The following is a 23,549-nucleotide window of genomic DNA, read 5'->3' on the forward strand; positions in this document are numbered from 1 at the left end:
ATTGACACCAACTCGTTCGTCGGAAGCGTCAGATGTGCATAAGAGACAGCCGGTGTCCCCTCCGGGCCGGGACGACCCCGTTCCGCAAGGGGAGCCGCGCCGTTCCGCCGCCCCGTGTCGGCGGTGCCGGCGCCGCGCCCCTTCCGTGACCCCCACTCTTTCGTTCCTGCAGGTCGGGGCCCATCCGCGCTCGTACTCATCTCACTCACTAGGTACGGATACTCAGGCATACGCACTCATCCCCAGGCCGACCCGTTGCCGACTGGTTACGATCGCGTCCGTGTCCGTACTCCCCCTGGTGTTCACCAGCGGCTGGGCCAGCGGTATCAACGCGTACGCGGTGGTGCTCCTGCTCGGCGTCTTCGGCGTGACCGGCGTGAGCGACGAGGTGCCTCCCGCTCTGGAGCGCACCGACGTGCTCTGCGTGGCGGGCTTCCTCTTCCTGTGCGAAGCGGTGGCCGACAAGATCCCTTACGTCGACTCCCTCTGGGACACGGTGCACACCGTGATCCGGCCGGTGTCCGGAGCCGTGGTCGGCGCGCTGCTCGCCGGACAGAGCGGTTCGATCTCGGACCTCGCGGCGGGGGCGGTCGGCGGTTCGACCGCGCTGGCCAGCCATTTCGTGAAGGCCGGGACACGGATGGCGATCAACACGTCGCCGGAGCCGTTCAGCAATGTGGTCATGAGCACGGCCGAGGATCTCGGTGTGGGCGGCATCGTCACGTTCGCGATGTTCTACCCGGAGGCGGCGGCGATCATCGCGGCCGTCCTGCTGATCCTCGGTCTGGCGTTGGTGCTGTTCCTTGCGCATCGCATCCGGCGGTTCATGCGCAGACGGGCGCAGAGGCGTGAGGAGAAGCGCTTGGCGCGTGAGGTGAGCGGGCGACCACCGGGCTGACCGCTCGCAGTGAGCGGCGACGGGACCGGGCGGGTCGGGGCGGAGCCCCCGGAAAGCCCCACGGACCCGGCCGGTACCCTCCCCGCATGGCACATATCGTGGTGATCGGCGCGGGTATGGGCGCGATGGCGGCCGCCGCAAGGCTGGCCGTCGCGGGCCACCGCGTCACCGTGTTCGAGCGCGAGGAGACGTACGGCGGGTCCGTGCGCAGCTTCGAACGCGACGGGTTCCGTTTCGACACCGGTCCCGGGCTGCTCCCGCTGCCCGCCGTCTACCGCGATCTGTTCCTCAAGACCGGCAAGCAGCCCCTGGAGGACTGCGTCGACCTTGTCCAGGTCGACCCCGCCGTCCGGCACCTCTTCGCCGACGGCACGGACGTCTTCGTGCCCAACGCGTCCCGCGCCGGCACCGTCGACGCCATCGAGGCGGCGCTCGGCGGCGGCACCGGCGAGCGCTGGGCCCGGTTCCTGAACCGGGCCCGCGAGGCCTGGGACCGCGCCCGCCGCCCGCTGCTCGAGGAGCCGCTGTGGGAGGACTGGCGGGTGCTCGGCGAGCGGGACCCGTATCCCGCCGTCCGCAAAAGCGGCCTCCTACGCAAGCGGCCGCCCACCTTCGCCGAGGCGATGCGGCACGAGCTGGCCGACCCCCGGCTGATCGCCCTCGTGGAGAGCTCCGTCCTCGCGTACGGACTCGATCCGCGCACCGCACCCGCGAGCGCCGCCGTGCTGCCGTACATGGAACAGGCCTTCGGGACCTGGTACGTACGCGGCGGCATCCGCGAGCTCGCGACCGCCGTGTACGAGCGGTGCGTGCAGCGCAGGGTTCAGTTCGCGTTCGGGGCCGAGGTCGTCGGCATCGTCGAGAAGGACGGGCGCGCGGCCGGGGTCGAGCTCGCGGACGGCAGCGTGCACGAAGCCGAGTTCGTGGTCGCCGGCGTCGATCCCCAGGCGCTCACCGGCCATCCCCTGCACGACCCGCGGCAGGACGCCGTGCTCGATACGGCGCGAGTCCGTCCCGGCCGCTTCACCGTCCTGCTGGCTCTCAGCGGCGCCCGAGAAGACGATGCCGTGCATCGCACCGTCGTCCACGCCCCCGACCGCAAGGCCGAACTCACCGCCCTGGCAGGCGGGTTCGGGCCCGGCGTGCAGCCGACGGTGACCGTTCTGCGCCCCGGCGATCCGGCGCTGGTGCCGGACGAGGAGCACGAATCGGTGGTCCTGACCGCCGTCGCGCACAAGGTCGCCGACGCCGAGGAGTTCGCGGACCGGATGGTCACCGCCGCAGGGCAGGCCGTCCCCGGACTGCGCGACCGTCTCCTGTGGCGCGAGATCCGGACCCACGGCCCGGTCCCGCACCCCTCGCTGGCCGGCGCCGACGCCCGCTACCTCCACCCGTCGAACACGACCCGCCTGCCCGGTCTCCACCGCGTCGGCGGCTGGGCCCACCCCGGCGGCGGGCTCCCGCACGCCGGGATGTCCGGCGCCCTGGTCGCGGGCCTGATCGTCGAAGGGCCGGACTTCCGGGGCTCGCAGTGAGCCCCGGCCGTCCGGCCCCTCGTGTCGTACGAAAGATCAACTCTCAGTAGCGGTACGGCTGCTGCTCGTTGTACCCGGTGTCGTACCCCTCCGGGTTGTACGGCGGATACGCCGGCTGCTCGGGCGGCAGGCCCCCGGCGAGCGTCTCGTCGCCGTTGCGCTGCTGCGGCACCCACACACCGCCGGGCGGGGTGCTGTCGCCGTAACCGCCCTGCTGGTACTGGGCGTACTGCCCGCTGTCATAGCCCTGCTGCCCGCCGCCGTACGTGTCGTACTGGCCGGTGTCGTAGGACTGCGTGCCGATGTACGGGTCCGAGTAGGCCGCGTAGCTCTGCTGGCCCTGCTGGTCGTAGCCGTAGTTCTGCTGGTCGTAGCCGTTGTTGTAGGTGTCGTAGCCGTACGAAGAAGAGTCGGCCGCGGCCGCCGCGGCGGCGGGCTGCTGCGGGTACGCATGGGACCCGGTGTCGTAGATGCCGTAGCTGCCGGTGTCGTCGGGCAGCGGCTCGGGGGCGTAGACGGAGGCCTGCTGCGGCGCGTAGCCGTCGCCGGCGTAGCCCTGGTCGCGGTCGTCGTAGCCGGAGTCCCGGCCGTCGCGGCCCTCGCGGCCGTCCTCGCGGTACTCCGCCTCGTACTCCAGGTCCGAGACCTCGAGCGTCGGGTCCTGCTCCACCACGCCCCTGCGGCGGCGGCTCTCCCCCGGGTTGCCGCCGATCGCCCAGCCCGTGGAGAAGCCGCGGCGGAACGAGAGGGTCACATACGTCTGGCCGATGGCGAACGCGATGGCGCCCGCCCCGATCACGTACACCGAGGGAATCAGCACACCGAGCACGACGCCGACGAAGCCGGCGAAGGCGAGCAGCCGCCAGCGCAGGCGCGCCTTGTACTGCAGCAGCACCTCGCCGAGCAGCCACAGCGCGACCAGTCCGAACGCGATGTAGAGGACCGTCCAGCCCATGTACGCCCCTCTCCTACGGCCCGCCGCGTAGGGGTGTGCGGCTGTGCCGGTTCAGGCCTGCGGGTGGTGCAGGCCCAGGTTTTCGTAGATTTCCAGGGTCGCCGTGGAGTTGTTGAGCGTGATGAAGTGCAAACCGGGCACTCCCTCGGCAAGGAGCCGAGCACAGAACTCCGTCGCGAACTCGATGCCAATGGAGCGTACAGCCGCGGCGTCCTCTTTGGATGTGAGGATCCGCTCTTTCAGTCCGGCGGGAATCTCGGCGTTGCTGAGCTGCGGCAGGCGTTCGAGCATCCGCACGCTCGTCACCGGCATGATCTCCGGGATGATCGGCGTCTCGCAGCCGGCCGCCTCTACGCGGTCGCGAAGGCGCAGATATTCCTCGGGATGGAAGAACATCTGGGTGATCGCATAGTCGGCGCCCGCGCGGCATTTGTCCACGAAGTTCCGTACGTCCGCGTCCCAGTCGGGCGAGCGGGGATGCATGGCCGGGAAGGCCGCGACGCCCACGCAGAAGTCGCCGGACTCCTTGATGAGCCGCACCAGTTCGGACGCGTACGTCAGACCCCGCGGGTGCTTGACCCACTCGGCCATCGGGTCGCCGGGCGGATCGCCGCGGACCGCGAGGATGTTCCTGATCCCGGCGTCGGCGTACTGGCCGATGATGTTGCGCAGTTCGGCCACCGAGTGGTCCACGGCGGTCAGATGCGCGACCGGCGTGAGCGTGGTGTCGGCGACGATCTGCTGGGTCTCCGTGACCGTGCCCGCGCGGGTCGAACCGCCGGCGCCGTAGGTGACGGAGACGAAGTCGGGGGCGACCGCCTCGACCCGGCGCAGCGAAGTCCACAGATTCCGCTGACCCTTCTCGGTCTTGGGCGCGGAGAACTCGAAGGAGTACGTGGTCTTGCCGGTCGCGAGCATCTCGCGCACCGTGCGCGCGCGATCCATCCTGGTGGAAGCGGTACCGAGGGCCATAGGCGCAGGTTAGTCACCACGGCTCCGCACCCCAACCGCGAGCGGGCGTTATGACGGGAATGCCGGTTTTCCGTCCACCCATCGGACAGTTGTCATACGAAAGCGCCGACGCTATGCCGTACGCAGGCGCTTGGCGAACTCGGCTGCCGCGGCGGCCGGATCGCCGGCCTCGGTGATCGCGCGGACGACGACGACCCGGCTCGCACCCGCTTCGAGCACCTCGTCCAGATTGCCCAGATCGATCCCGCCGATGGCGAACCAGGGGCGGTCCGCGGCGAGTTCGGCGGTGTGGCGCACCAGGTCGAGGCCCGGAGCGTGGCGGCCGGGCTTGGTAGGCGTGGGCCAGCAGGGGCCGGTACAGAAGTAGTCGGCGCCGGGCTGCTCCGCGGCGGCGGACGCCTCGGACGCGGCGTGCGTGGAGCGGCCGATGAGGACGTCCTCGCCGAGGATCGCTCGGGCCGCGGGGACCGGCAGATCGCCCTGGCCGAGGTGGAGCACGTCGGCGCCGGCGGCGTGGGCGATGTCGGCGCGGTCGTTCACGGCGAGCAGCTTGCCGTGCCGGCGGCAGGCGTCCGCGAAGACGGCGAGGTGCTCGAGCTCCTCGGCGGCCTCCATGCCCTTGTCGCGCAGCTGCACGATGTCGACGCCGCCGGCGAGCACGGCGTCGAGGAACTCGGGGAGATCGCCCTGACGCTTGCGGGCGTCGGTGCAGAGGTAGAGCCGGGCGTCGGCGAGCTGTTCGCGCGGCGTGCGGGTCGTTCCTGCGGTGGCGTTCATGAGATCCCCCTGTTTCGCGGCGCACGGGCCCCGGGACCGGGGTGCCTCGCGGCGGTCCCGGTCCCGGGGCCCGTATGCCTGTTGCTGTTACGGCGGCCGTGTCCGTATCACCGGCCGGCGCGCGCGGCGGCTGTCAGACGGCGAGCGCCTGGGCTCGGCGCTTCACCTCCGTGCCGCGATTCTCGCTCAGGGCCTGTGCGGGGGTGCCGGGCAGGGTGTCGTCCGGCGTGAAGAGCCACTCCACCATCTCTTCGTCGGAGAAGCCGTCGTCCCTCAGGAGGGTCAGGAGCCCGGGGAGGCCCTTGACGATCTTCCATCCGTCTTCGGCGTTGCCGTCGATGAAGGCGGCCGGCACGTACAGCGCGTTGTTCTCACCGCGGCGTACGGCGATCAGCCGGCCTTCCTTGACGTGCTGCCGCACACGCGTCACCTCGACGCCGAACATTTCGGCGATTTCGGGGAGGTTCAGCCACCCAGGGACGAGAGCTTCGATCTTTGCGTCAATCTCGGTCACGGAACAAGGGTGCCATTGATTTGGGGTGCGTGTGATTGTTCGGTATCCCGGACGGACGGCTTTGCGCCCTCGCGGGCGAGGCCGCTCCGGCGCCGGACTACTTCACCATCGCGCTCTTGAGCGGCACGGAAGCGTCCGCCGCCTTCTCCGCGTCCAGGACCGCCCCCGCCTCGATCAGCTTCCGCCCCTGCGCCAGGTCGCGCGGGCGGCCCACCGCCAGGACCGCGACCAGGACCCCGTCCCGCAGCCAGCAGACCGACCACGCCGGGGTCGCCGGGTCGCCCCGCCACACCAGCCGGTCCGCCGACCCGTGGTGGCCCGCGTACTGGACGAAGCGGCCGAACTGCTCGGACCAGAAGTACGGGACCGGGTCGTAGACCGCCGGCTGCGTACCGATCACGTTGGAGGCCACCGCGCGCGGTCCCTGGAGGGCGTTGTCCCAGTGGTGGACCAGGAGGCGGGCCCCGTAGCGCGCCGACGGGAACGAGGCGCAGTCGCCGACCGCGTACACATCCGGGGCGGAGGTACGCAGCGAGGCGTCCGCGACGACCGCTCCGTCGGGGCCGAGCTCGATGCCCGAGCCCGCCAGCCAGGCCGTGGCCGGGCGGGCGCCGATCCCGACGACCACCGCACCGGCCGGCACCCGGGTGCCGTCGGACAGCAGGACGGCCCCCTCTTCGATCGCCTGGACGCGGGCGCCGGTGTGCAGCACGGCGCCCGACTCCTCGTACCAGGCCGTCATCGGCGCCGCGACCTCGGCCGGCAGCGCCCCGGCCAGCGGACGGTCCGCGGCCTCGACGACCGTCACCGCGCAGCCCGCGTCCCTGGCCGCCGTGGCGAACTCCGCGCCGATCCAGCCGGCGCCGACCACCACGATGTCGTGCTGCTCGGCGAGCACGGGACGCAGCCGCTGCGCGTCGTCGAGCGTGCGCAGCAGGTGCACGCCGGGAATGCCCGAAGCGCCCGGCAGATGCAGCGGTTCCGCTCCGGTGGCCAGGACCAGGACGTCGTACGGGACGGGCCCCTGCGCGGTGTCGAGTTCATGCGCCTCGACGCGCAGGCCCGTGACCTCGCGGCCCAACCGGAGCTCCACGCCGAGCGATTCGAAGTCCACCTCGAAGGCCGAGCCCTCGGCCTTGCCGAGGAGCACCGCCTTGGACAGCGGCGGCCGGTCGTACGGCTGGTGCGGTTCGGCGCCGATCAAGGTGACCGGTCCGCCGAAGCCCTGTTCCCGCAGGGCCACCGCCGTCTGCACACCGGCCATCCCGGCCCCGACGATCACCACGCGACGCTGCCCCACAGGTACCTCCCGCTGCTCGCTCATCCGCTCACCATAAACAACTGACGAACCGTCAGGAAGGTGGGAAGTCACAGGTCAGGACGTGACCTGTTCCACAACGCTGGTGCCCCTGCCGGGCCGCGACTCCCACTCCCAGCTCTCCCGCAGCCGGATCCGCCCGTCGGGGAGTTCTTCGATACGGGACTCACAGTGCCCGGACGCCGTCCCGCCGTCGGTCTTCAACTGCACGTAACGGAAGTCCAGTACGTCCCCGTCACGCGACCCGACCAGCTCACCCCGTACGACGTCGCCACCCGCATACGAAGCCCAGATCACGCCGTCCTGCTCGTGGTACGTGAAGCGCGTCCGCGTACCCACCTGACCTGGTGCCTGGTCCTCCACCGGGGCCATCACGAGGCCGTCGAGCGAGCGGGCGGTCATCGGCTGCTCCCTTCAAGAGCGTTGGGACGTCGGGCTATGGTGGCAGGCGTAAAGCACTCGCGGGAGCCCGGACGTGCCGGGCTGAGAGGGAGGCGGCGGCCTCCGACCGTATGAACCTGATCCGGGTCATGCCGGCGAAGGGAGGGGCTGGACGCCCATGTCACAGCTGTCTTCGAAGGTGCCGTCCGACGTCGTCGTGGTGGGCGGCGGCATCATCGGCCTGGTCACGGCCTGGCGGTCCGCGCAGCAGGGGCTGCGCACCGCGGTCGTGGACCCGGCCCCCGGTGGCGGTGCCGCGCAGGTCGCGGCCGGAATGCTCGCCGCCGTCACCGAACTCCATTACGGCGAGGAGACCCTGCTCGCCCTCAACCTGGCCTCGGCCGCGCGCTATCCGTCCTTCGTCGCCGAACTCACCGAGGCCGGCGGCGAACAGCTCGGCTACCGCTCCTGCGGCACGCTCTCGGTCGCGCTCGACGCCGACGACCGTGCCCATCTGCGCGAGGTGCACGCCCTCCAGCAGCGCTCGGGGCTCGCCTCCGAGTGGCTTTCGGGACGCGAGTGCCGGCGCCTCGAACCGATGCTCGCGCCCGGGGTGCGCGGCGGTCTGCGGGCCGACGACGACCACCAGATCGATCCGCGGCAGCTCGTGAAGGCCCTGGTCATCGCATGCGAGCGGGCCGGTGTGCGCTTCCACCGGCAGTGGGCGGACCGGCTGCTTCTCGTACGGGACAGGGCCTGCGGAGTCGTGCTCGCGGACGGCACCGAGCTGGCCGCCGAGCAGGTGGTGCTCGCGGGCGGCAGTCACAGCGGACTGCTCGCGGGACTGCCGGTCTCCGTGCCGGTGCGGCCCGTGAAGGGGCAGGTGCTGCGGCTGCGGATACCACCCGCGTACGCGCCGTTCCTACAGCGCACCGTGCGCGCGGTCGTGCGCGGCAGCGATGTCTATCTCGTCCCGCGTGAGAACGGCGAGCTGGTCATCGGGGCCACCAGCGAGGAGCAGGGGTACGACACGACGGTCACCGCGGGCGGGGTGTACGAACTCCTGCGGGATGCCCATGAGTTGATCCCGGGGATCACCGAGCTGCCCCTGGTGGAGACCCGCGCGGGCCTGCGCCCCGGCTCACCGGACAACGCGCCGCTGATCGGCCCGACCCAGCTGCCGGGCCTGCTGCTCGCCACCGGGCACCACCGCAACGGTGTGCTGCTCACGCCCGTCACGGGTGACGCGATGGCGCACGCCCTGACCACCGGGGAACTCCCCCAGGACGTACGGCCCTTCAGCCCCAAGCGTTTCGGCGCCCTTCAGGAGCAGGCCGTATGAGCGAGTCAGGAGCGGGCCGTATCAGCGAGATCGCAGTGCAGGTGAACGGGGAGACGCGGGCGGTGTCCGACGGCACCACGCTCGACGCGCTGGTCGCCGCCGTCACCGCCGCGCCGTCCGGTGTGGCCGCGGCGCTCAACGAGACCGTCGTGCCGCGCGGCGAGTGGCGGCGCACGGCGCTGTCCGCCGGTGACCGCGTCGAGGTCCTGACCGCAGTACAGGGAGGCTGACGAACATGGCCGACGATCCTCTCGTCATCGGGTCGAGGACCTTCTCCTCACGGCTGATCATGGGCACGGGCGGGGCGCCCAGCCTCGATGTGCTCGAACGCTCCCTGGCCGCGTCGGGTACGGAGCTGACGACCGTGGCGATGCGCCGGGTCGACCCCGGCACCAAGGGCTCGGTGCTCTCCGTCCTGGCCAAGCTCGGCATCGAGGTGCTCCCGAACACGGCGGGCTGTTTCACGGCGGGCGAGGCGGTGCTCACGGCCCGGCTCGCGCGCGAAGCCCTCGGCACGGACCTGGTGAAGGTCGAGGTCATCGCCGACGAGCGCACGCTCCTGCCGGATCCGGTGGAGACCCTGGAGGCCTGCGAGACGCTCGTCGACGACGGCTTCACGGTCCTTCCGTACACGAACGACGACCCGGTGCTCGCGCGCAAGCTCGAGGACGTGGGCTGCGCGGCGGTCATGCCGCTCGGCTCCCCGATCGGTTCGGGCCTCGGCATCCGCAATCCGCACAATTTCCAGCTGATCGTGGAGAACGCGCGCGTCCCCGTGATCCTCGACGCGGGCGCCGGTACGGCCTCGGACGCGGCGCTCGCGATGGAGCTGGGGTGCTCGGCGGTGATGCTGGCGTCCGCGGTGACCCGGGCCCAGGAGCCGGTCCTCATGGCGGAGGCGATGCGGCACGGGGTGGAGGCCGGGCGCCTGGCCCACCGCGCGGGGCGCATCCCGCGCCGGCACTTCGCGCAGGCGTCGTCGCCGATGCAGGGGCGGGCCCGGCTGGATCCGGAGCGGCCGGCGTTCTGAGTCCCCGCCGGGTCCGCCGCGCGTCACAGCTCGGCTTCAGTACCGCCCCACATCCCCCCAACCAGGCAACCCTCCAAGCCACGGCTCGTACACTCGGCGCGTGGACACGACCCTTCAGGACCCTCTCGTCGGGCAGGTGCTCGACGGCCGGTACCGGATCGACGCCCGGATCGCGGTGGGCGGGATGGCCACGGTCTACCGGGCCGTGGACACCCGCCTCGACCGCGTGCTCGCGCTCAAGGTGATGCATCCGACGCTGGCCGCCGACGCCGCCTTCGTCGACCGTTTCATCCGCGAGGCCAAGTCCGTCGCCCGGCTCGCGCACCCCAATGTGGTCGCCGTCTACGACCAGGGCGCCCAGGGCGCGTACGTCTATCTCGCGATGGAGTACGTGGCGGGCTGCACCCTGCGCGACGTGCTGCGCGAACGCGGCGCCCTGCGGCCGCGCGCCGCGCTCGACATCCTGGAGCCGGTGCTCGCCGCCCTCGGCGCCGCACACCGCGCGGGGTTCGTGCACCGGGACATGAAGCCCGAGAACGTCCTGATAGGGGACGACGGCCGGGTCAAGGTCGCCGACTTCGGTCTCGTACGGTCCGTGGACACCGTGACGAACACCACGGGCACCGTCCTGGGCACCGTCTCGTATCTCGCCCCCGAGCAGATCGAACGCGGTGTCGCCGATCCTCGCGTCGATGTGTACGCCTGCGGTGTCGTGCTCTACGAGATGCTCACCGGCGCCAAGCCGCACACCGGCGAATCGCCCGCGCAGATCCTCTACAAGCATCTGCACGAGGACATCCCGCCGCCCTCCGCCTCCGTGCCGGGCCTGCCCGTCGACCTCGACGAGCTGGTGGCCCTCGCGACCGCCCGTACGCCCGAGGTGCGCCCGTACGACGCGGTCGCGCTGCTCGGCCAGACCCGTACGGCGCGCGCCGCGCTCACCGAGGCCCAGCTGGACGCGGTGCCGCCGGCCGCCGTCGAGGACGCGCACATCAACTCCGAGGACCGTACGAGCGTGATCCCGCGCGCCGTCGCCTCCGTGCCGCAGCCGGTGCCCGCCCAGGGGGAGATCCACCGCACCAGCCGCCTGGAGATGCCGCCCCCGCCGCCCGGCCCGGTCGCGCCGGCGCGGGCGCATCGCCCCCGGCGCGGGCTGTACACGGTGATCGCGGCCGTGATCCTGGCGCTCGGCATCGGTGCGGGCGTCTGGTACATCAACTCCGGCCAGTTCACCCAGGTCCCGGGCGTGCTCTCCAAGACCGAGGCGCAGGCGCGCAAGACGCTGCAGGACGCCGGTCTCAAGGTGAACGGCGAGGTGCGCAAGAAGTACAGCGCCTCGTACGACCGCGGCCAGGTGATGGACACCGACCCGGACCGCGGCCAGCGCATCCGCGAGGGCGGCACGGTCACCCTGACCGTCTCGCTCGGGCAGCGCATCGTGCGCGTCCCCGATGTCAGCGGGACGCCGCTCGCCGAGGCGAAGAAGGAGCTCCAGAAGGCCGGGCTCGAACCGGGCACGGTCACCCGCGAGTTCAGCGACGAAATCAAGCGCGGCGATGTGATCCGCACCAGCCCGACCTCCGGTACGCAGCGCCAGACCGGCACCGCCGTCGCGCTCACCGTGAGCAAGGGCGAGCCCGTCGAGGTGCCCGACGTCACCGGCAGGACGCCGGAGGAGGCGCGCGACGAGCTCGAAGAGGACGGCTTCAAGGTCGAGATCGCCGAGCAGCGGGTCCACTCCGAGCACGACAAGGGCCTGGTCGGCGAGCAGTCGCCCGGCGGCGGCGCCTCGCTCGGCGAGGGCGACACCGTCACCCTGACGCTCTCCAAGGGCCCCGAGATGATCGAGGTCCCGGATGTCGTCGGCCTGAAGGTCGACGAGGCCAAGGACAAGCTCACCGGGGCCGGTTTCGAGGTCGACGAGGACCGGGGGCTGCTCGGCCTGTTCGGCGACACGGTGGAGAGCCAGTCGGTCGAGGGCGGCGACGAAGCCGCCAAGGGCTCGACGGTCACCATCAAGATCCGCTGAGCCGGTGCCGCCGGCCGTGCGCCGGCGGCACCGTGACACCCTGGACGGCGTGAAGCGCACCCGTAACCCCGTCGGCAGCCATGTCCCCGTAGCCGGCGGGCTCTCCTCCAAAGGCCTCGCGTACGCACGTGAGTTGGGCTGCGAGACCGTCCAGGTCTTCGTCGCCAACCCCCGCGGCTGGGCCACCCCGCCCGGCAGTCCCGCCGAGGACGAGGCCTTCCGCGCCGCCTGCGCGGCCGAGTCGATCCCGGCGTACATCCACGCCCCGTATCTGATCAACTTCGGCTCGCACTCCCCCGAGACGGTCGAGAAGTCGGTGGCCTCGCTGCGCCACTCGCTGCGCCGCGGCCGGGAGATCGGCGCGCTCGGCGTCGTGGTGCACACGGGTTCCGCGACGATGGGCCGCGACCGGGCGGAGGCTCTTGAGCAGGTACGCCGGCACATGCGGCCCCTCCTCGACGAGCTCACGCACGAGGACGACCCGTACCTCCTGCTCGAGTCGACCGCGGGCCAGGGCTACTCGATCTGCTCACGGACCTGGGACTTCGGTCCGTACTTCGACGCGCTCGGCCACCACCCCAAGCTCGGCATCTGCCTGGACACCTGCCATGTCTTCGCCGCGGGCCACGACCTCACCGGCCCGCACGGCATGCACCAGACCCTCGACCAGCTGGTGAAGACGGTCGGCGAGGGCCGCCTCAAGCTGATCCATGCCAACGACTCCAAGGACGTGGTCGGCGCCAAGAAGGACCGGCACGCCAACATCGGTCAGGGCCATATCGGCGAGGACGCGTTCCGCGCCTTGATGAAGCACCCCGAGATGGACGGCGTGCCGCTGATCATCGAGACACCGGGCGGACAGTCGGGCCACACCGCGGATGTGGAGCTCCTGAAGAAGCTGCGGGAGAGCTGATCCAAAACCTTGAGTGCGTACCCTAGGGGGGTATACGGTTCCTGCTGTCGGCAGGAACCGCTACCTGACGTTGGGGGCCATCAGCCATGCAGCACGAGACGCATGAGTCGCATGAGTCGCACGCAGCACACGCGCACCACCAGCAAGCCGGTCACGGCAGTCACTCCGGCCACGGCAAGGTCTCCTGGGCCATGGCGGCCAAGGCCACGCTGCACTGCCTCACCGGGTGCGCCATCGGCGAGGTGCTCGGCATGATCATCGGCACCGCGCTCGGCTGGGGCACCGCGCCCACGATGGTCCTGGCCATCGCGCTGGCCTTCTTCTTCGGCTACTCGCTCACGCTGTTCGCGGTCGTCCGCGCCGGCCTCTCGCTCAAGGCCGCGATCGGTGTCGCGCTCGCCGCCGACACCCTGTCGATCACGGTGATGGAGATCGTCGACAACGGCGTCCTGCTCGCCGTACCGGGCGCGATGGAGGCGCATCTGAGCGACGCGCTCTTCTGGGGCGCCCTGGCCTTCGCCTTCGCGATCGCCTTCCTGGTCACGACCCCGGTCAACAAGTGGCTGATCGGCCGCGGCAAGGGACACGCGGTGGTGCACCAGTACCACTGAGCACCGACCGGACAGCCAGGATCAGAGCTCGGGGCCGTCCCCGGGCTCCTCCTGGTACGAGTAGCGCTGCTCGCGCCAGGGATCGCCGATGTTGTGATAGCCGCGCTCCTCCCAGAAGCCACGGCGGTCGGCGGTCATGTACTCGACGCCGCGGACCCACTTGGGGCCCTTCCAGGCGTACAGATGCGGGACGACGAGCCGCAGCGGAAAGCCGTGCTCGGCGGTGAGCAGCTCGCCGCCGCGGTGCGTGGCGAACATCGTCTGCTCGGCCGTGAAATCGGAGATCCGCAGGTTGGAGCTGAAGCCGTACTCGGCCCAGACCATCACATGGGTGACATCGGGCGCGGGCGGCGCGAGCTCGAGCACGGCGCGCGCGGGGACGCCGCCCCATTCGGCGCCCATGACCGAGAATTTGGTGACGCAGTGCAGATCGGCGAGGACCGTGGCGTACGGCAGAGCGCCGAACTCCTCATGGGTCCAGCAGTGCTTCTCACCGTCGGCGGTGGCCCCGAAGACCCTGAACTCCCAGCGTTCCGGGCGGAATTTCGGTACGGGCCCGTAGTGGGTGACCGGCCAGCCCCGCTGCAGCCGCTGCCCCGGAGGAAGCTCGTTCTGCTCCGTGACGCGGCTTTCCGGCTGACCCATGTCTCCATGATGACAGCCCGCGGAGGGTGGACGTGACCAGGTCTGCACCGATTCGGGCAACTCCTACTAAGCATGCACTTACTGGACGGCCCAGAAACCCGGTGCAAGGATGCGGCGCACCTGCCCAGTCAAGCACTTGGAAGGAGCCTCTGCGATGCAGGGCGACCCCGAGGTCATCGAATTTCTCAATGAGCAGCTGACCGCCGAGCTCACGGCCATCAACCAGTACTTCCTGCACGCCAAAATGCAGGAGAACTTCGGTTGGACGAAGCTCGCGAAATACACGCGGCACGAGTCGATCGACGAGATGAAGCACGCGGAGGTGCTCACCGACCGGATCCTGTTCCTGGACGGGCTGCCGAACTACCAGCGCCTCTTCCACGTACGAGTGGGACAGACGGTCACCGAGATGTTCCAGGCGGACCGACAGGTCGAGGTCGAGGCCATCGACCGGCTCAAGCGGGGCATCGACGTGATGCGCGCGAAGGGCGATGTGACCTCGGCGAATATCTTCGAGTCGATCCTCGAGGACGAGGAGCACCACATCGACTATCTCGATACGCAGCTGGAGCTGATCGAGAAGCTCGGTGAGCCGCTCTACATCGCGCAGCTGATCGAGCAGCCGGAGGCCTGAGCCCGCACGGGCCGGACGGGGTGCGTCAGGCGGCTTCGTCCAGCTCGACGGAGTCGAGTTCCACGGCCGAAGCGAGCGCGGGCTTGCCCTGGTCGACCAGGTCGCGGCGCGGGCAGTTGCCCCGGCCGAGGATGGCCTGGATGCGGCGTACGCAGGAACCGCAGTCCGTACCGGCCTTGCACGCGGAGGCTATCTGCCGCGGAGTGCAGGCGCCGGCGTCAGCGTGCTGCTTGACCTGCTGCTCCGTGACACCGAAGCACGAGCAGACGTACACGCCGTTCACCTCCCGACGACAGGATCAGGTTGCGCTCTCCCGATGATCGGTGAGGCTAACCTAACCTTACCCGTCACGACCAGCGTGCAAAAGCACTGTGGGGCGCGGATCACAAGGATCCGCGCCCCACAGGCGTGTCGTACGCGTTGCGCCTTACTGGTCCCGGTACATCTCCGCGACAAGGAAGGCCAGGTCAAGGGACTGGCTGCGGTTCAGCCGGGGGTCGCAGGCCGTCTCGTAGCGCTGGTGCAGATCGTCGACGAAGATCTCGTCGCCGCCGCCCACGCACTCGGTGACATCGTCACCGGTGAGCTCGACGTGGATACCGCCCGGGTGCGTGCCGAGCGCCTTGTGCACCTCGAAGAAGCCCTTGACCTCGTCGAGGACATCGTCGAAGCGACGGGTCTTGTGGCCCGAGGCCGCCTCGAAGGTGTTGCCGTGCATCGGGTCGGTGACCCAGGCGACGGTGGCACCGGAGGCGGTGACCTTCTCGACCAGGGTGGGGAGCTTGTCGCGGATCTTGTCCGCGCCCATCCGCACGATGAAGGTCAGCCGGCCCGGCTCGCGGTCCGGGTCCAGGCGCTCGATGTACGTGAGCGCCTCCTCCGGGGTGGTCGACGGGCCCAGCTTGATGCCGATCGGGTTGCGGATCTTCGAGGCGAACTCGATGTGCGCGCCGTCCAGCTGACGGGTGCGCTCACCGATCCAGACCATGTGGCCCGAGACGTCGTAGAGACGGCCTGTGCGCGAGTCCACGCGGGTCAGCGCCGACTCGTAGTCGAGAAGCAGTGCCTCGTGCGAGGAGTAGAACTCGACGGTGCGGAACTCGGCCGGGTCGGTGCCGCAGGCGCGCATGAACTTCAGCGCGTTGTCGATCTCGCGCGCGAGCTGCTCGTAGCGCTGGCCCGACGGCGAGTTCTTCACGAAGTCCTGGTTCCAGGCGTGCACCTGGTGCAGGTCGGCGTAGCCGCCGGTGGTGAAGGCGCGCACCAGGTTCAGCGTCGAGGCGGACGCGTGGTACATCCGCTTCAGGCGCTCGGGGTCCGGGACGCGGGCCGCCTCGTTGAAGTCGAAGCCGTTGACGGAGTCGCCGCGGTAGGTCGGCAGGGTCACGCCGTCGCGGGTCTCGGTGTCCTTGGAGCGCGGCTTCGAGTACTGGCCGGCGATCCGGCCGACCTTCACGACCGGGACGGAGGCCGCGTACGTGAGGACGGCGCCCATCTGGAGCAGCGTCTTGAGCTTGTTGCGGATGTGGTCGGCGGACACGGCGTCGAAGGCCTCGGCACAGTCGCCGCCCTGCAGCAGGAACGCCTCACCCTTGGCCACAGCGGCCATCCGGTTGCGCAGCTGATCGCACTCGCCCGCGAAGACGAGCGGCGGATACGACTCGAGGTCCGCGATCACATCGCGCAGAGCCTCGGCATCGGGGTACGTGGGCTGCTGCGCCGCGGGAAGGTCTCGCCAGGTGTTGCCACCGCTGACGGTGGTCTTAGCGTTCACGGTCACCTCGTCAACATTACGGGGTCGGTGAGGCTGCCCATTCCCCCGCCCACTTTGTGAGACGAACGTCCCAAGGGCGGACTGCGCGCCGCGGAACATGCGCTAGGGTCAGCCCCATGTTCGCGCATTCGACCCAGAACTGGTGGTGGACCGCTCATCCGGCGGCCCACTGACTGCGCGTTCCCAAGACTCGCGAAGGCCGCCCGAGGGGCGGCCTTTTTGTGTGTCCGAGGCCGTTCCTCCCCGAGATCCGAGATCCCGAGATCCGCCGGAAGGAACCCATGCCATGGACGACCGCCTCAGCCGACTTATCGACTCGGCAACCCCCTTCGCCCTGCTCCGCCGCCGCACCCCCGGCCGTGACCACGACACCGTCGAGATCCTGACCGGAGAGGTGCACGAGGCCGCGCACCTCGGCGAACTCCCCGATACCGAGCTCCCCTTGCTCGCGCTCGTCCCCTTCCGGCAGATCCGCGAGCGCGGCTTCGAGGTCACGGACGACGGCACGCCGCTGTCGTACCTGGTCGCGCGGGAGTCGTACGAGTTGAGCCTGGACGAGGCCCTCGCCCAGCTGCCGGCGCATGACGTACAGGTGCGGGGCGGCGGCTTCGACATCGACGACGAGGCGTACGCCGGGATCGTGGAGCGGGTGATCCGGGACGAGATCGGGCGGGGCGAGGGCGCGAACTTCGTGATCCGGCGGACGTACGAGGGCGAGATCGAGGGCTTCACCAGGGCCGACGCACTGGCGCTCTTCCGGCGGCTGCTCGACGGCGAGCGCGGTGCGTACTGGACGTTCGTGGTGCACACCGGCGACCGGACGCTGGTCGGCGCCAGCCCCGAAGTCCATGTGCGGATGAGCGGCGGCACGGTCGTGATGAACCCCATCAGCGGCACCTACCGCTACCCGGCCGAGGGCCCGACGGCGGACGGGCTGCTCTCCTTCCTCGCCGACGCCAAGGAGCGCGCCGAGCTGTCGATGGTGGTCGACGAAGAGCTCAAGATGATGTGCACGGTCGGCGACCAGGGCGGGGTCGTCGTCGGGCCGCGGCTCAAGGAGATGGCGCATCTCGCGCACACCGAGTACGAGCTGCGCGGGAAGTCCAGCCTCGATGTGCGCGAGGTGCTCAAGGAGACGCTGTTCGCGGCGACGGTCACGGGCTCGCCGGTCGAGAACGCCTGCCGGGTCATCCGGCGCCACGAGGAAGGCGGCCGCGGCTACTACGCGGGCGCCCTCGCTCTGATCGGCCGGGACGCGGGCGGCGCGCAGACCTTGGACTCCCCCATCCTCATCCGCACCGCGGACATCGCGGCGGACGGCCGCCTGCGGGTCCCGGTCGGCGCCACGCTCGTACGGGATTCCGTGCCGGCGAACGAGGTGGCCGAGACGCACGCCAAGGCGGCCGGGATCCTGGCCGCGCTCGGGGTGCGCCCCGGGCGCCCGCGGACCGAGCGGTCCCGTCCCCGGCTCGGCGACGATCCCCGCGTACAAGAGGCGCTGGACTCGCGGCGCGGGTCGCTCGCGCCGTTCTGGCTGCGGATGCAGGAGCGGACCGGTGAGCTGAGCGGGCACGCCCTGGTGGTCGACGGCGAGGACACCTTCACCGCGATGCTCGCCCATGTGCTGCGCTCCTGCGGCCTGTCGGTCACGGTCCGGCGCTACGACGAGCCCGGGGTGCGGGAGGCGGCGCTCTCGCACCAGGGGCCCGTGGTCCTGGGGCCCGGTCCCGGCGATCCCTCGGACGCCGCCGACCCGAAGATGCGCTTCCTGCGCGAGCTCACCGCCGATCTCGTGCGCACGCACCGGCACGGACTGCTCGGCGTCTGCCTCGGCCATGAGCTGATCGCCGCCGAGCTCGGGCTCGACATCGTGCGCAAGCAGGTGCCGTACCAGGGGGCGCAGACGCGGATCGTGCTGTTCGGGCGGCCCGAGACCGTCGGCTACTACAACAGCTTCACGGCGGTGTGCGACGCCGAGACGGCGGCCGAGCTCTCGGCGCACGGGATCGAGGTGAGCCGGACCGCCGAGACCCGTGAGGTGCACGCGCTGCGCGGGCCCGGGTTCGCCGGAGTGCAGTTCCACCCGGAGTCGGTCCTGACGCTGCGCGGGGCCGCCGTGGTGCGCGAGCTGATCGAGTCGGTGCGGGCCACGGTCCGGGTCTGAGGCGGTGTACGGGCGGTCCGGGCCCCGGGGGCGCAGGGGCTTGGACCGCCGTATATTCGCGCATATCAGGCCAGAAGCCTCATGAGCCGAAGGCCCTACGAGCCAGCAGCCGCATCTCCTGGGAGCAGTCGTGGAAATCCTGTCATTCGGCGTGCAGGCCGACGAGAAGCCGCTCATCGAGAAGGCCTTCGACGGACACCACGAGGTCCGCTGCCTGGACGTGTTCCTCACCGAGGACACGGCGCCGATCGCCGCGGGCTACGAGATCATCACGGTCAGCGTCAACGCCAATGTCAGCAGCCGGGTCCTGCAGACCCTGGCGGCCGGCGGCACCCAGATGATCGCCACGCGCTCCACCGGCTTCAACCACATCGACCTGGAGGTGGCCGAGCGCCTCGGCCTGACCGTCGCACGGGTCTCGTACTACTCGCCGTACTCGGTCGCCGAGTTCGCCTGGACCCTCGCGATGGCCGTCAACCGCCGCATCGTGCGCGCCTCCAACCGCACGCGCGACTTCGACTTCCGGCTCGAGGGCCTGATGGGGCGCGATATGCGCGGCCGTACGGTCGGGGTGCTCGGCACCGGCAAGATCGGCGAGGCCTTCACCCGGATCGCGCACGGCTTCGGCATGAACCTGCTCGGCTGGGACGTCGCACAGAACCCGGCCTGTCTGGAACTCGGCATGAAGTACGTCGAGAAGGACCAGCTCTTCGCCGAGTCCGATCTGATCAGCCTGCATGTGCCGCTGCTGCCCGCGACGCAGCACATCATCAACGCCGAGGTGCTCGGTGAGATGAAGGACGACGCCATCCTCGTGAACTCCAGCCGCGGCGGCCTCATCGACACCGAGGCGCTGGTCGACGAGCTGCGCAAGGGCCGCTTCACGGGCGTGGGACTCGATGTGTACGAGGCCGAGGCGGGCCTGTTCTTCTTCGACAAGTCGATCCAGGGCGTCGAGGACGACACCCTGGCCCGACTCCTGACGTTCCCGAACGTCGTGGTCACCTCGCACCAGGCGTACTACACCGAGGACGCGCTGAACCAGATCATCGAGACGACGCTGCAGAACGTACTCGACTACCAGGCGGGCAGGCGCGGCGAGAACGTACTCGTCCCCGCCGCGCCCAAGACCGCGGGCTGACCCGCCTCAGCCGAAGAAGACGCCGACTTCCTTGTAGAGCTCCGGGCCCACGGTCTTGAGCTTGGCCGTGGCCTCGGCGATCGGGACGCGCACGATGTCCGTGCCCTTCAGCGCGACCATCTTGCCGAAGTCCCCGTCGCGTACCGCCTCGATGGCGTGCAGTCCGAAGCGGGTGGCGAGCCAGCGGTCGAAGGCGCTCGGGGTGCCGCCGCGCTGGACATGGCCGAGCACCGTGGTGCGGGCCTCCTTGCCGGTGCGCTTCTCGATCTCCTTGGACAGCCACTCGCCCACGCCGGAGAGCCGGACGTGTCCGAAGGAGTCGAGCGTGCCGTCCTTGAGGACCATCTCGCCGTCCTTGGGCATCGCGCCCTCGGCGACGACCACGATCGGGGCGTACGAGGCCTTGAAGCGCGAGGTGACCCAGGCGCAGACCTGGTCCACGTCGAAGCGCTGTTCGGGGATGAGGATGACATTGGCGCCGCCCGCGAGACCCGAGTGCAGGGCGATCCAGCCCGCGTGCCGGCCCATGACCTCGACGACGAGGACGCGCATATGGGATTCGGCGGTGGTGTGCAGCCGGTCGATGGCCTCGGTGGCGATGCCGACGGCGGTGTCGAAGCCGAAGGTGTAGTCGGTGGCGCTCAGATCGTTGTCGATGGTCTTCGGTACGCCGACGACCGGGATGCCGTACTCGTCCGTGAGCTTCGCGGCGACGCCGAGGGTGTCCTCGCCGCCGATCGCGATCAGGGAGTCGACCTCGTACTTGGCGAGGTTCTCCTTGATGCGGCGGATCCCGTTCTCCTCCTTGAACGGGTTGGTCCGCGAGGAGCCGAGGATCGTGCCGCCGCGGGGCAGGATGCCGCGGACGGCGGGGATGTCGAGCGGCACCGAGTCGCCTTCGAGCGGCCCGCGCCATCCGTCACGGAAGCCCACGAAGTCGTAGTCGTACTCCTGGACACCCTTGCGGACGATGCCGCGGATGACGGCATTGAGCCCGGGGCAGTCGCCGCCACCGGTCAGCACGCCGATTTTCTTGGCCCCCATGGGGAAGTCCCTTCGCCACGTTCGCTGTGTGACCCGTCACGCTAATGGTGATCCAGGTCACTTCGCGGTGTCGAGGGCGCCAAATCCCTTGAAGGGCTTGGTAGTTGATCAGCTGCTTTCACTCGTACGAGGCCACGGCGTCGTGACGTGACCGGACTTGTCCGCTCCCCGTCCGCGGCGTCACTCGTCGTCCAGTCCGCGCTCTATCGCGTACCGCACCAGCTCCACCCGGTTGTGGAGCTGCAGTTTGCCCAGGGTGTTCTGGACGTGGTTCTGGACCGTGCGGTGCGAGATGACCAGGCGTTCGGCGATCTGCTTGTAGCTGAGGCCCTTGGCGACCAGGCGCAGGACTTCGGTCTCGCGGTCGGTGAGCTGGGGGGCCTTGGGCTCGTCCGTGTTGGACGGGGCCGGCTCGGAGGCCAGGCGGCGGTACTCGCCGAGGACCAGGCCCGCGAGGCCGGGGGTGAAGACCGGGTCGCCGACCGCGGTGCGGCGGACCGCGTCGATCAGCTCCTCGGTGGAGGCCGACTTGAGGAGGTAGCCCGTCGCTCCGGACTTGACCGCCTCCAGGACGTCCGCGTGCTCACCGCTCGCCGACAGGACCAGGACCCGCAGCTTGGGGTTGGCGCCCACCAGCTCCTTGCACACCTGGACGCCGGGCTTGAGCGGCAGGTTCAGGTCGAGGACCAGGACGTCGGGCGCGACGGCCTTGGCGCGGCGTACCGCCTGGTCGCCGTCGCCCGCCGTGGCCACCACGTCGAGACCCGGCTCCGCGGCCAGGTCTCGGGCCACCGCGTCGCGCCACATCGGATGGTCGTCGACCACCATGACCTTGATCTGCGCCGGCTGCTCGCCGGTCACCTGCTGCTCGCTCATCAACTCGCCTTCCCCCGTGGGACCTTCAGTTCTACTTCCGTACCCTGCCCGGGTACCGAGATCAGTTCGGCGGTGCCGCCGATGTCGCGCAGCCGGCCGCGGATCGACAGCGCCACTCCGAGCCTGCCCTCCCCCTCGGCCTGCGCGAGGCGGCCCTCCGGGATGCCCGGACCGTCGTCGCGCACCGTCACGATCACCTCGTCCGTCCAGTCCTCGACGAGGATCCAGGACCGTGCGTCCTCGCCGGCGTGCATCCGGACATTGTCCAGTGCCGCACCGACGGCCGCCGCCAGCTCCCGCGCCGCGGCCGGGGCGAGCAGCACGGGTGCGCCCGGTTCGGAGAGAGTGACACGGGAGCCCGCATACGGGGAGAGCAAGGTGCGGATGTCCCGCGGGACATCGTCCGGGTCCTCGTCGGGTTCGTCGACGATCCGTACGAACGCGCCCTGCTGCGCGTCCTCCGAGACCCGGGACGCCGGGAGCAGACCGCCCGCGACCAGGGTGCGCAGGGCGACCTCCTGCTCGCCGGCCATCCGCCCGAGCTCGGCCGCCTCGCCGCCGAGCGCGGTGCCGCGGCGCTGGACCATGGCGAGGACCTGGAGCACGTTGTCGTGGATGTCGCGCGCGAGCCGCTCCCGCTCACGGGTCGCCGCCTCGATCTCCAGCGCACGGGCCAGGGTGCGCTCGGAGGCCCGGGCGACCTCCACCACGTATCCGATCGCTATGGAGGCGACCCAGACGAGCAGCACGTTGTGCAGGGTGTCCTGGCTGGGGTGGCCCCGCTGGACGATGTTCGCGACCCCGACCAGGGCGGAGGCTACGGCCGCCCAGCGCCAGCCGCCCTTGAGCGCGTACGCGAGGACGGCGCCGGCCGTCCAGATCGACGGCAGCGTCGGCCCCTCGCCGGCGATCCGCTGGGCGGAGTCGGCGACCGGGGTGAGCAGGATGCCGGTGAGCGAGATCGCCAGGTCGACGAAGAGGAAGCGCTTGGTGCAGGCCGCGGCGTTCGCGACGAAGCGCAGGGTGGCGAGGGTCCAGACGGAGAGCACCGCGAAGTAGACGATCGCGACCCAGGGCCGCGCGAAATCCTCGTACGCGGCGACGAAGAGGCCGATCGCGTACACCATCGTGCCGATGCGGTACGCCGTCAGGGCGCGCCACAGCGGCAGCTCCACCGACATGCGCATGACGCGTTCGCGCTTGGCCATATCCCCCGCCCCCAGCGGTCCTGACGGACCGTTCCCGCGTCTAGCTTTCCTTGGCCTTGCCCGCGGCCTTGGCCGGCTCCGCCTTCTTCTTGGCCTCGTCCGCGAGCTGCCGCTTGGCGGCCGTCGCGTACATGTCCACGTACTCCTGGCCGGACAGCTTCATGATTTCGTACATCACCTCGTCCGTCACCGAACGGAGGATGAACCGGTCGCCCTCCATGCCGTGATAGCGGCTGAAGTCCAGCGGCTTGCCGATCCGGATGCCCGGGCGCATCAGCTTGGGCATCACCTTGCCGGGCGGCTGGATCTTCTCGGTGTCGATCATCGCGACCGGGATCACCGGCGCACCCGTGGCCAGGGCCACCCGGGCGAGACCGCCGGGCTTGCCGCGGTAGAGGCGGCCGTCCGGGGAGCGGGTGCCCTCGGGGTAGATACCGAAGAGCTCGCCGCGCTCGACGACGTCGATGCCGCTCTTGATGGCCGCCTCACCGGCGCCGCGGGCCCCCGAGCGGTCCACCGGGAGCTGGCCGATGCCCTTGAAGAAGGCGGCCGTGAGCTTGCCCTTCACGCCCGGGCTGTTGAAGTACTCGGCCTTGGCGATGAAGGTCACCCGGCGGTCGAGCACCGCGGGCAGGAAGAAGGAGTCCGAGAAGGACAGGTGGTTGCTCGCGAGGATCGCGGGCCCCTCGGCAGGAATGTTCTCGAGCCCCTCGACCCAGGGGCGGAACACAGTCTTCAGGCCCCCGCCGACGGTGAGCTTCATGAACCCGTAGATCAACGCAGGTGCC

The 23,549-nt window shown here is 70.4% G+C and carries 25 protein-coding genes and 1 riboswitch; of the genes, 12 read left to right on the forward strand and 13 right to left on the reverse strand.

Going from position 1 to position 23,549, the window contains the following annotated elements; all coding sequences use genetic code 11:
• Positions 1–280: 280 nt before the first annotated feature.
• Positions 281–898 carry a DUF4126 domain-containing protein gene (locus G6045_RS19480; protein ID WP_165333278.1) on the forward strand — a complete coding sequence of 206 codons (618 nt, stop codon included), beginning with the start codon at positions 281–283 and terminating at the stop codon, positions 896–898.
• A gap of 86 nt (positions 899–984) precedes the next feature.
• Entirely contained in the window at positions 985–2,433 is a 1,449-nt protein-coding gene (locus G6045_RS19485; RefSeq protein WP_206343927.1) for a phytoene desaturase family protein, read from the forward strand.
• A gap of 43 nt (positions 2,434–2,476) precedes the next feature.
• Here G6045_RS19485 and G6045_RS19490 read toward each other — a convergent pair whose 3' ends face one another.
• The 6 genes from G6045_RS19490 to G6045_RS19515 all read right to left on the reverse strand — a co-directional run bounded on the left by G6045_RS19490 (position 2,477) and on the right by G6045_RS19515 (position 7,371).
• On the reverse strand, positions 2,477–3,388 hold the full coding sequence (locus tag G6045_RS19490; RefSeq protein WP_165333279.1) for an SCO2102 family sporulation regulator: 912 nt from the start codon (positions 3,386–3,388) through the stop codon (positions 2,477–2,479).
• A 51-nt stretch (positions 3,389–3,439) separates the two neighbouring features.
• Entirely contained in the window at positions 3,440–4,360 is a 921-nt protein-coding gene (metF, locus tag G6045_RS19495) for a methylenetetrahydrofolate reductase [NAD(P)H] (RefSeq protein WP_165333280.1), read from the reverse strand.
• Positions 4,361–4,471: 111 nt separating this feature from the next.
• Positions 4,472–5,137 (reverse strand): thiamine phosphate synthase, encoded by a 666-nt coding sequence (gene thiE, locus G6045_RS19500; RefSeq protein ID WP_165333281.1) that lies wholly within the window; start codon positions 5,135–5,137, stop codon positions 4,472–4,474.
• 133 nt (positions 5,138–5,270) lie between these two features.
• Entirely contained in the window at positions 5,271–5,651 is a 381-nt protein-coding gene (locus tag G6045_RS19505; protein ID WP_165333282.1) for an Rv2175c family DNA-binding protein, read from the reverse strand.
• Between the two features lie 97 nt (positions 5,652–5,748).
• On the reverse strand, positions 5,749–6,975 hold the full coding sequence (locus tag G6045_RS19510) for an NAD(P)/FAD-dependent oxidoreductase (RefSeq protein WP_165333283.1): 1,227 nt from the start codon (positions 6,973–6,975) through the stop codon (positions 5,749–5,751).
• A 51-nt stretch (positions 6,976–7,026) separates the two neighbouring features.
• Positions 7,027–7,371: a hypothetical protein gene (locus G6045_RS19515; RefSeq protein WP_165333284.1), complete on the reverse strand. Its 345-nt coding sequence runs from the start codon at positions 7,369–7,371 to the stop codon at positions 7,027–7,029.
• A gap of 49 nt (positions 7,372–7,420) precedes the next feature.
• A riboswitch (TPP riboswitch) is annotated at positions 7,421–7,531 on the forward strand.
• Here G6045_RS19515 and thiO point away from each other — a divergent pair.
• From thiO to G6045_RS19545, 6 genes are all read left to right on the forward strand, one after another.
• The gene (gene thiO / locus G6045_RS19520; RefSeq protein WP_206343928.1) at positions 7,529–8,692 is read left to right on the forward strand and encodes a glycine oxidase ThiO; all 1,164 of its coding nucleotides are present in this window, start codon (positions 7,529–7,531) and stop codon (positions 8,690–8,692) included. It overlaps the preceding riboswitch by 3 nt.
• Positions 8,693–8,721: 29 nt before the next feature.
• Complete coding sequence (gene thiS / locus G6045_RS19525; protein WP_165333307.1) at positions 8,722–8,922, forward strand: sulfur carrier protein ThiS; 201 nt, start codon at positions 8,722–8,724, stop codon at positions 8,920–8,922.
• 5 nt (positions 8,923–8,927) lie between these two features.
• Positions 8,928–9,722: a thiazole synthase gene (locus G6045_RS19530; protein ID WP_165333285.1), complete on the forward strand. Its 795-nt coding sequence runs from the start codon at positions 8,928–8,930 to the stop codon at positions 9,720–9,722.
• A 100-nt stretch (positions 9,723–9,822) separates the two neighbouring features.
• Entirely contained in the window at positions 9,823–11,751 is a 1,929-nt protein-coding gene (gene pknB, locus G6045_RS19535; protein ID WP_165333286.1) for a Stk1 family PASTA domain-containing Ser/Thr kinase, read from the forward strand.
• A gap of 49 nt (positions 11,752–11,800) precedes the next feature.
• Positions 11,801–12,664, forward strand: a complete 864-nt coding sequence (locus G6045_RS19540) for a deoxyribonuclease IV (protein WP_328707828.1) — start codon at positions 11,801–11,803, stop codon at positions 12,662–12,664.
• Positions 12,665–12,750: 86 nt separating this feature from the next.
• Entirely contained in the window at positions 12,751–13,275 is a 525-nt protein-coding gene (locus G6045_RS19545; protein ID WP_165333287.1) for a DUF4396 domain-containing protein, read from the forward strand.
• Between the two features lie 21 nt (positions 13,276–13,296).
• Here G6045_RS19545 and G6045_RS19550 read toward each other — a convergent pair whose 3' ends face one another.
• Entirely contained in the window at positions 13,297–13,920 is a 624-nt protein-coding gene (locus G6045_RS19550; RefSeq protein WP_165333288.1) for a sulfite oxidase-like oxidoreductase, read from the reverse strand.
• A 154-nt stretch (positions 13,921–14,074) separates the two neighbouring features.
• Here G6045_RS19550 and bfr point away from each other — a divergent pair, with 154 nt between their 5' ends.
• Positions 14,075–14,554 carry a bacterioferritin gene (gene bfr / locus G6045_RS19555; RefSeq protein WP_165333289.1) on the forward strand — a complete coding sequence of 160 codons (480 nt, stop codon included), beginning with the start codon at positions 14,075–14,077 and terminating at the stop codon, positions 14,552–14,554.
• A gap of 25 nt (positions 14,555–14,579) precedes the next feature.
• On the opposite strand, the gene G6045_RS19560 is transcribed toward bfr, so the two are convergent.
• Positions 14,580–14,837, reverse strand: a complete 258-nt coding sequence (locus G6045_RS19560) for a (2Fe-2S)-binding protein (protein WP_165333290.1) — start codon at positions 14,835–14,837, stop codon at positions 14,580–14,582.
• Positions 14,838–14,981: 144 nt separating this feature from the next.
• Positions 14,982–16,334 carry a class II 3-deoxy-7-phosphoheptulonate synthase gene (locus G6045_RS19565; protein ID WP_165333291.1) on the reverse strand — a complete coding sequence of 451 codons (1,353 nt, stop codon included), beginning with the start codon at positions 16,332–16,334 and terminating at the stop codon, positions 14,982–14,984.
• 110 nt (positions 16,335–16,444) lie between these two features.
• Here G6045_RS19565 and G6045_RS42400 point away from each other — a divergent pair, with 110 nt between their 5' ends.
• The 3 genes from G6045_RS42400 (at position 16,445) to G6045_RS19580 (ending at position 19,633) form a co-directional block, all read left to right on the forward strand.
• Entirely contained in the window at positions 16,445–16,501 is a 57-nt protein-coding gene (locus tag G6045_RS42400) for a trp operon leader peptide (RefSeq protein WP_071528813.1), read from the forward strand.
• Between the two features lie 113 nt (positions 16,502–16,614).
• Positions 16,615–18,492, forward strand: a complete 1,878-nt coding sequence (locus G6045_RS19575) for an anthranilate synthase family protein (RefSeq protein ID WP_165333293.1) — start codon at positions 16,615–16,617, stop codon at positions 18,490–18,492.
• A 130-nt stretch (positions 18,493–18,622) separates the two neighbouring features.
• Positions 18,623–19,633, forward strand: coding sequence for a 2-hydroxyacid dehydrogenase (locus G6045_RS19580; RefSeq protein ID WP_165333294.1), 1,011 nt, complete (start codon positions 18,623–18,625; stop codon positions 19,631–19,633).
• Positions 19,634–19,639: 6 nt separating this feature from the next.
• On the opposite strand, the gene G6045_RS19585 is transcribed toward G6045_RS19580, so the two are convergent.
• The 4 genes from G6045_RS19585 to G6045_RS19600 all read right to left on the reverse strand — a co-directional run bounded on the left by G6045_RS19585 (position 19,640) and on the right by G6045_RS19600 (position 23,539).
• Entirely contained in the window at positions 19,640–20,677 is a 1,038-nt protein-coding gene (locus G6045_RS19585) for a 6-phosphofructokinase (protein WP_165333295.1), read from the reverse strand.
• 180 nt (positions 20,678–20,857) lie between these two features.
• Entirely contained in the window at positions 20,858–21,553 is a 696-nt protein-coding gene (locus tag G6045_RS19590; protein WP_206343930.1) for a response regulator, read from the reverse strand.
• Positions 21,553–22,761, reverse strand: a complete 1,209-nt coding sequence (gene macS, locus G6045_RS19595) for a MacS family sensor histidine kinase (protein WP_165333296.1) — start codon at positions 22,759–22,761, stop codon at positions 21,553–21,555. The genes G6045_RS19590 and macS overlap by 1 nt, the downstream gene beginning before the upstream one ends.
• Positions 22,762–22,801: 40 nt before the next feature.
• Positions 22,802–23,539 carry a lysophospholipid acyltransferase family protein gene (locus tag G6045_RS19600; protein ID WP_165333297.1) on the reverse strand — a complete coding sequence of 246 codons (738 nt, stop codon included), beginning with the start codon at positions 23,537–23,539 and terminating at the stop codon, positions 22,802–22,804.
• Positions 23,540–23,549 lie beyond the last annotated feature (10 nt).

It is taken from the genome of Streptomyces mesophilus (assembly GCF_011044995.1).
In the GTDB taxonomy this organism is placed as follows: domain Bacteria; phylum Actinomycetota; class Actinomycetes; order Streptomycetales; family Streptomycetaceae; genus Streptomyces; species Streptomyces mesophilus.

Excerpts from the sequence above, each read along its gene's own strand:
- G6045_RS19485 (WP_206343927.1), top strand. The coding sequence starts at position 985 with ATGGCACATATCGTGGTGATCGGCGCGGGTATGGGCGCGATGGCGGCC.
- G6045_RS19490 (WP_165333279.1), bottom strand. The coding sequence starts at position 3,388 with ATGGGCTGGACGGTCCTCTACATCGCGTTCGGACTGGTCGCGCTGTGG.
- metF (WP_165333280.1), bottom strand. The coding sequence starts at position 4,360 with ATGGCCCTCGGTACCGCTTCCACCAGGATGGATCGCGCGCGCACGGTG.
- thiE (WP_165333281.1), bottom strand. The coding sequence starts at position 5,137 with ATGAACGCCACCGCAGGAACGACCCGCACGCCGCGCGAACAGCTCGCC.
- G6045_RS19510 (WP_165333283.1), bottom strand. The coding sequence starts at position 6,975 with ATGAGCGAGCAGCGGGAGGTACCTGTGGGGCAGCGTCGCGTGGTGATC.
- G6045_RS19515 (WP_165333284.1), bottom strand. The coding sequence starts at position 7,371 with ATGACCGCCCGCTCGCTCGACGGCCTCGTGATGGCCCCGGTGGAGGAC.
- thiO (WP_206343928.1), top strand. The coding sequence starts at position 7,529 with ATGTCACAGCTGTCTTCGAAGGTGCCGTCCGACGTCGTCGTGGTGGGC.
- G6045_RS19530 (WP_165333285.1), top strand. The coding sequence starts at position 8,928 with ATGGCCGACGATCCTCTCGTCATCGGGTCGAGGACCTTCTCCTCACGG.
- G6045_RS19545 (WP_165333287.1), top strand. The coding sequence starts at position 12,751 with ATGCAGCACGAGACGCATGAGTCGCATGAGTCGCACGCAGCACACGCG.
- G6045_RS19550 (WP_165333288.1), bottom strand. The coding sequence starts at position 13,920 with ATGGGTCAGCCGGAAAGCCGCGTCACGGAGCAGAACGAGCTTCCTCCG.
- bfr (WP_165333289.1), top strand. The coding sequence starts at position 14,075 with ATGCAGGGCGACCCCGAGGTCATCGAATTTCTCAATGAGCAGCTGACC.
- G6045_RS19575 (WP_165333293.1), top strand. The coding sequence starts at position 16,615 with ATGGACGACCGCCTCAGCCGACTTATCGACTCGGCAACCCCCTTCGCC.
- G6045_RS19585 (WP_165333295.1), bottom strand. The coding sequence starts at position 20,677 with ATGGGGGCCAAGAAAATCGGCGTGCTGACCGGTGGCGGCGACTGCCCC.
- G6045_RS19590 (WP_206343930.1), bottom strand. The coding sequence starts at position 21,553 with ATGAGCGAGCAGCAGGTGACCGGCGAGCAGCCGGCGCAGATCAAGGTC.
- macS (WP_165333296.1), bottom strand. The coding sequence starts at position 22,761 with ATGGCCAAGCGCGAACGCGTCATGCGCATGTCGGTGGAGCTGCCGCTG.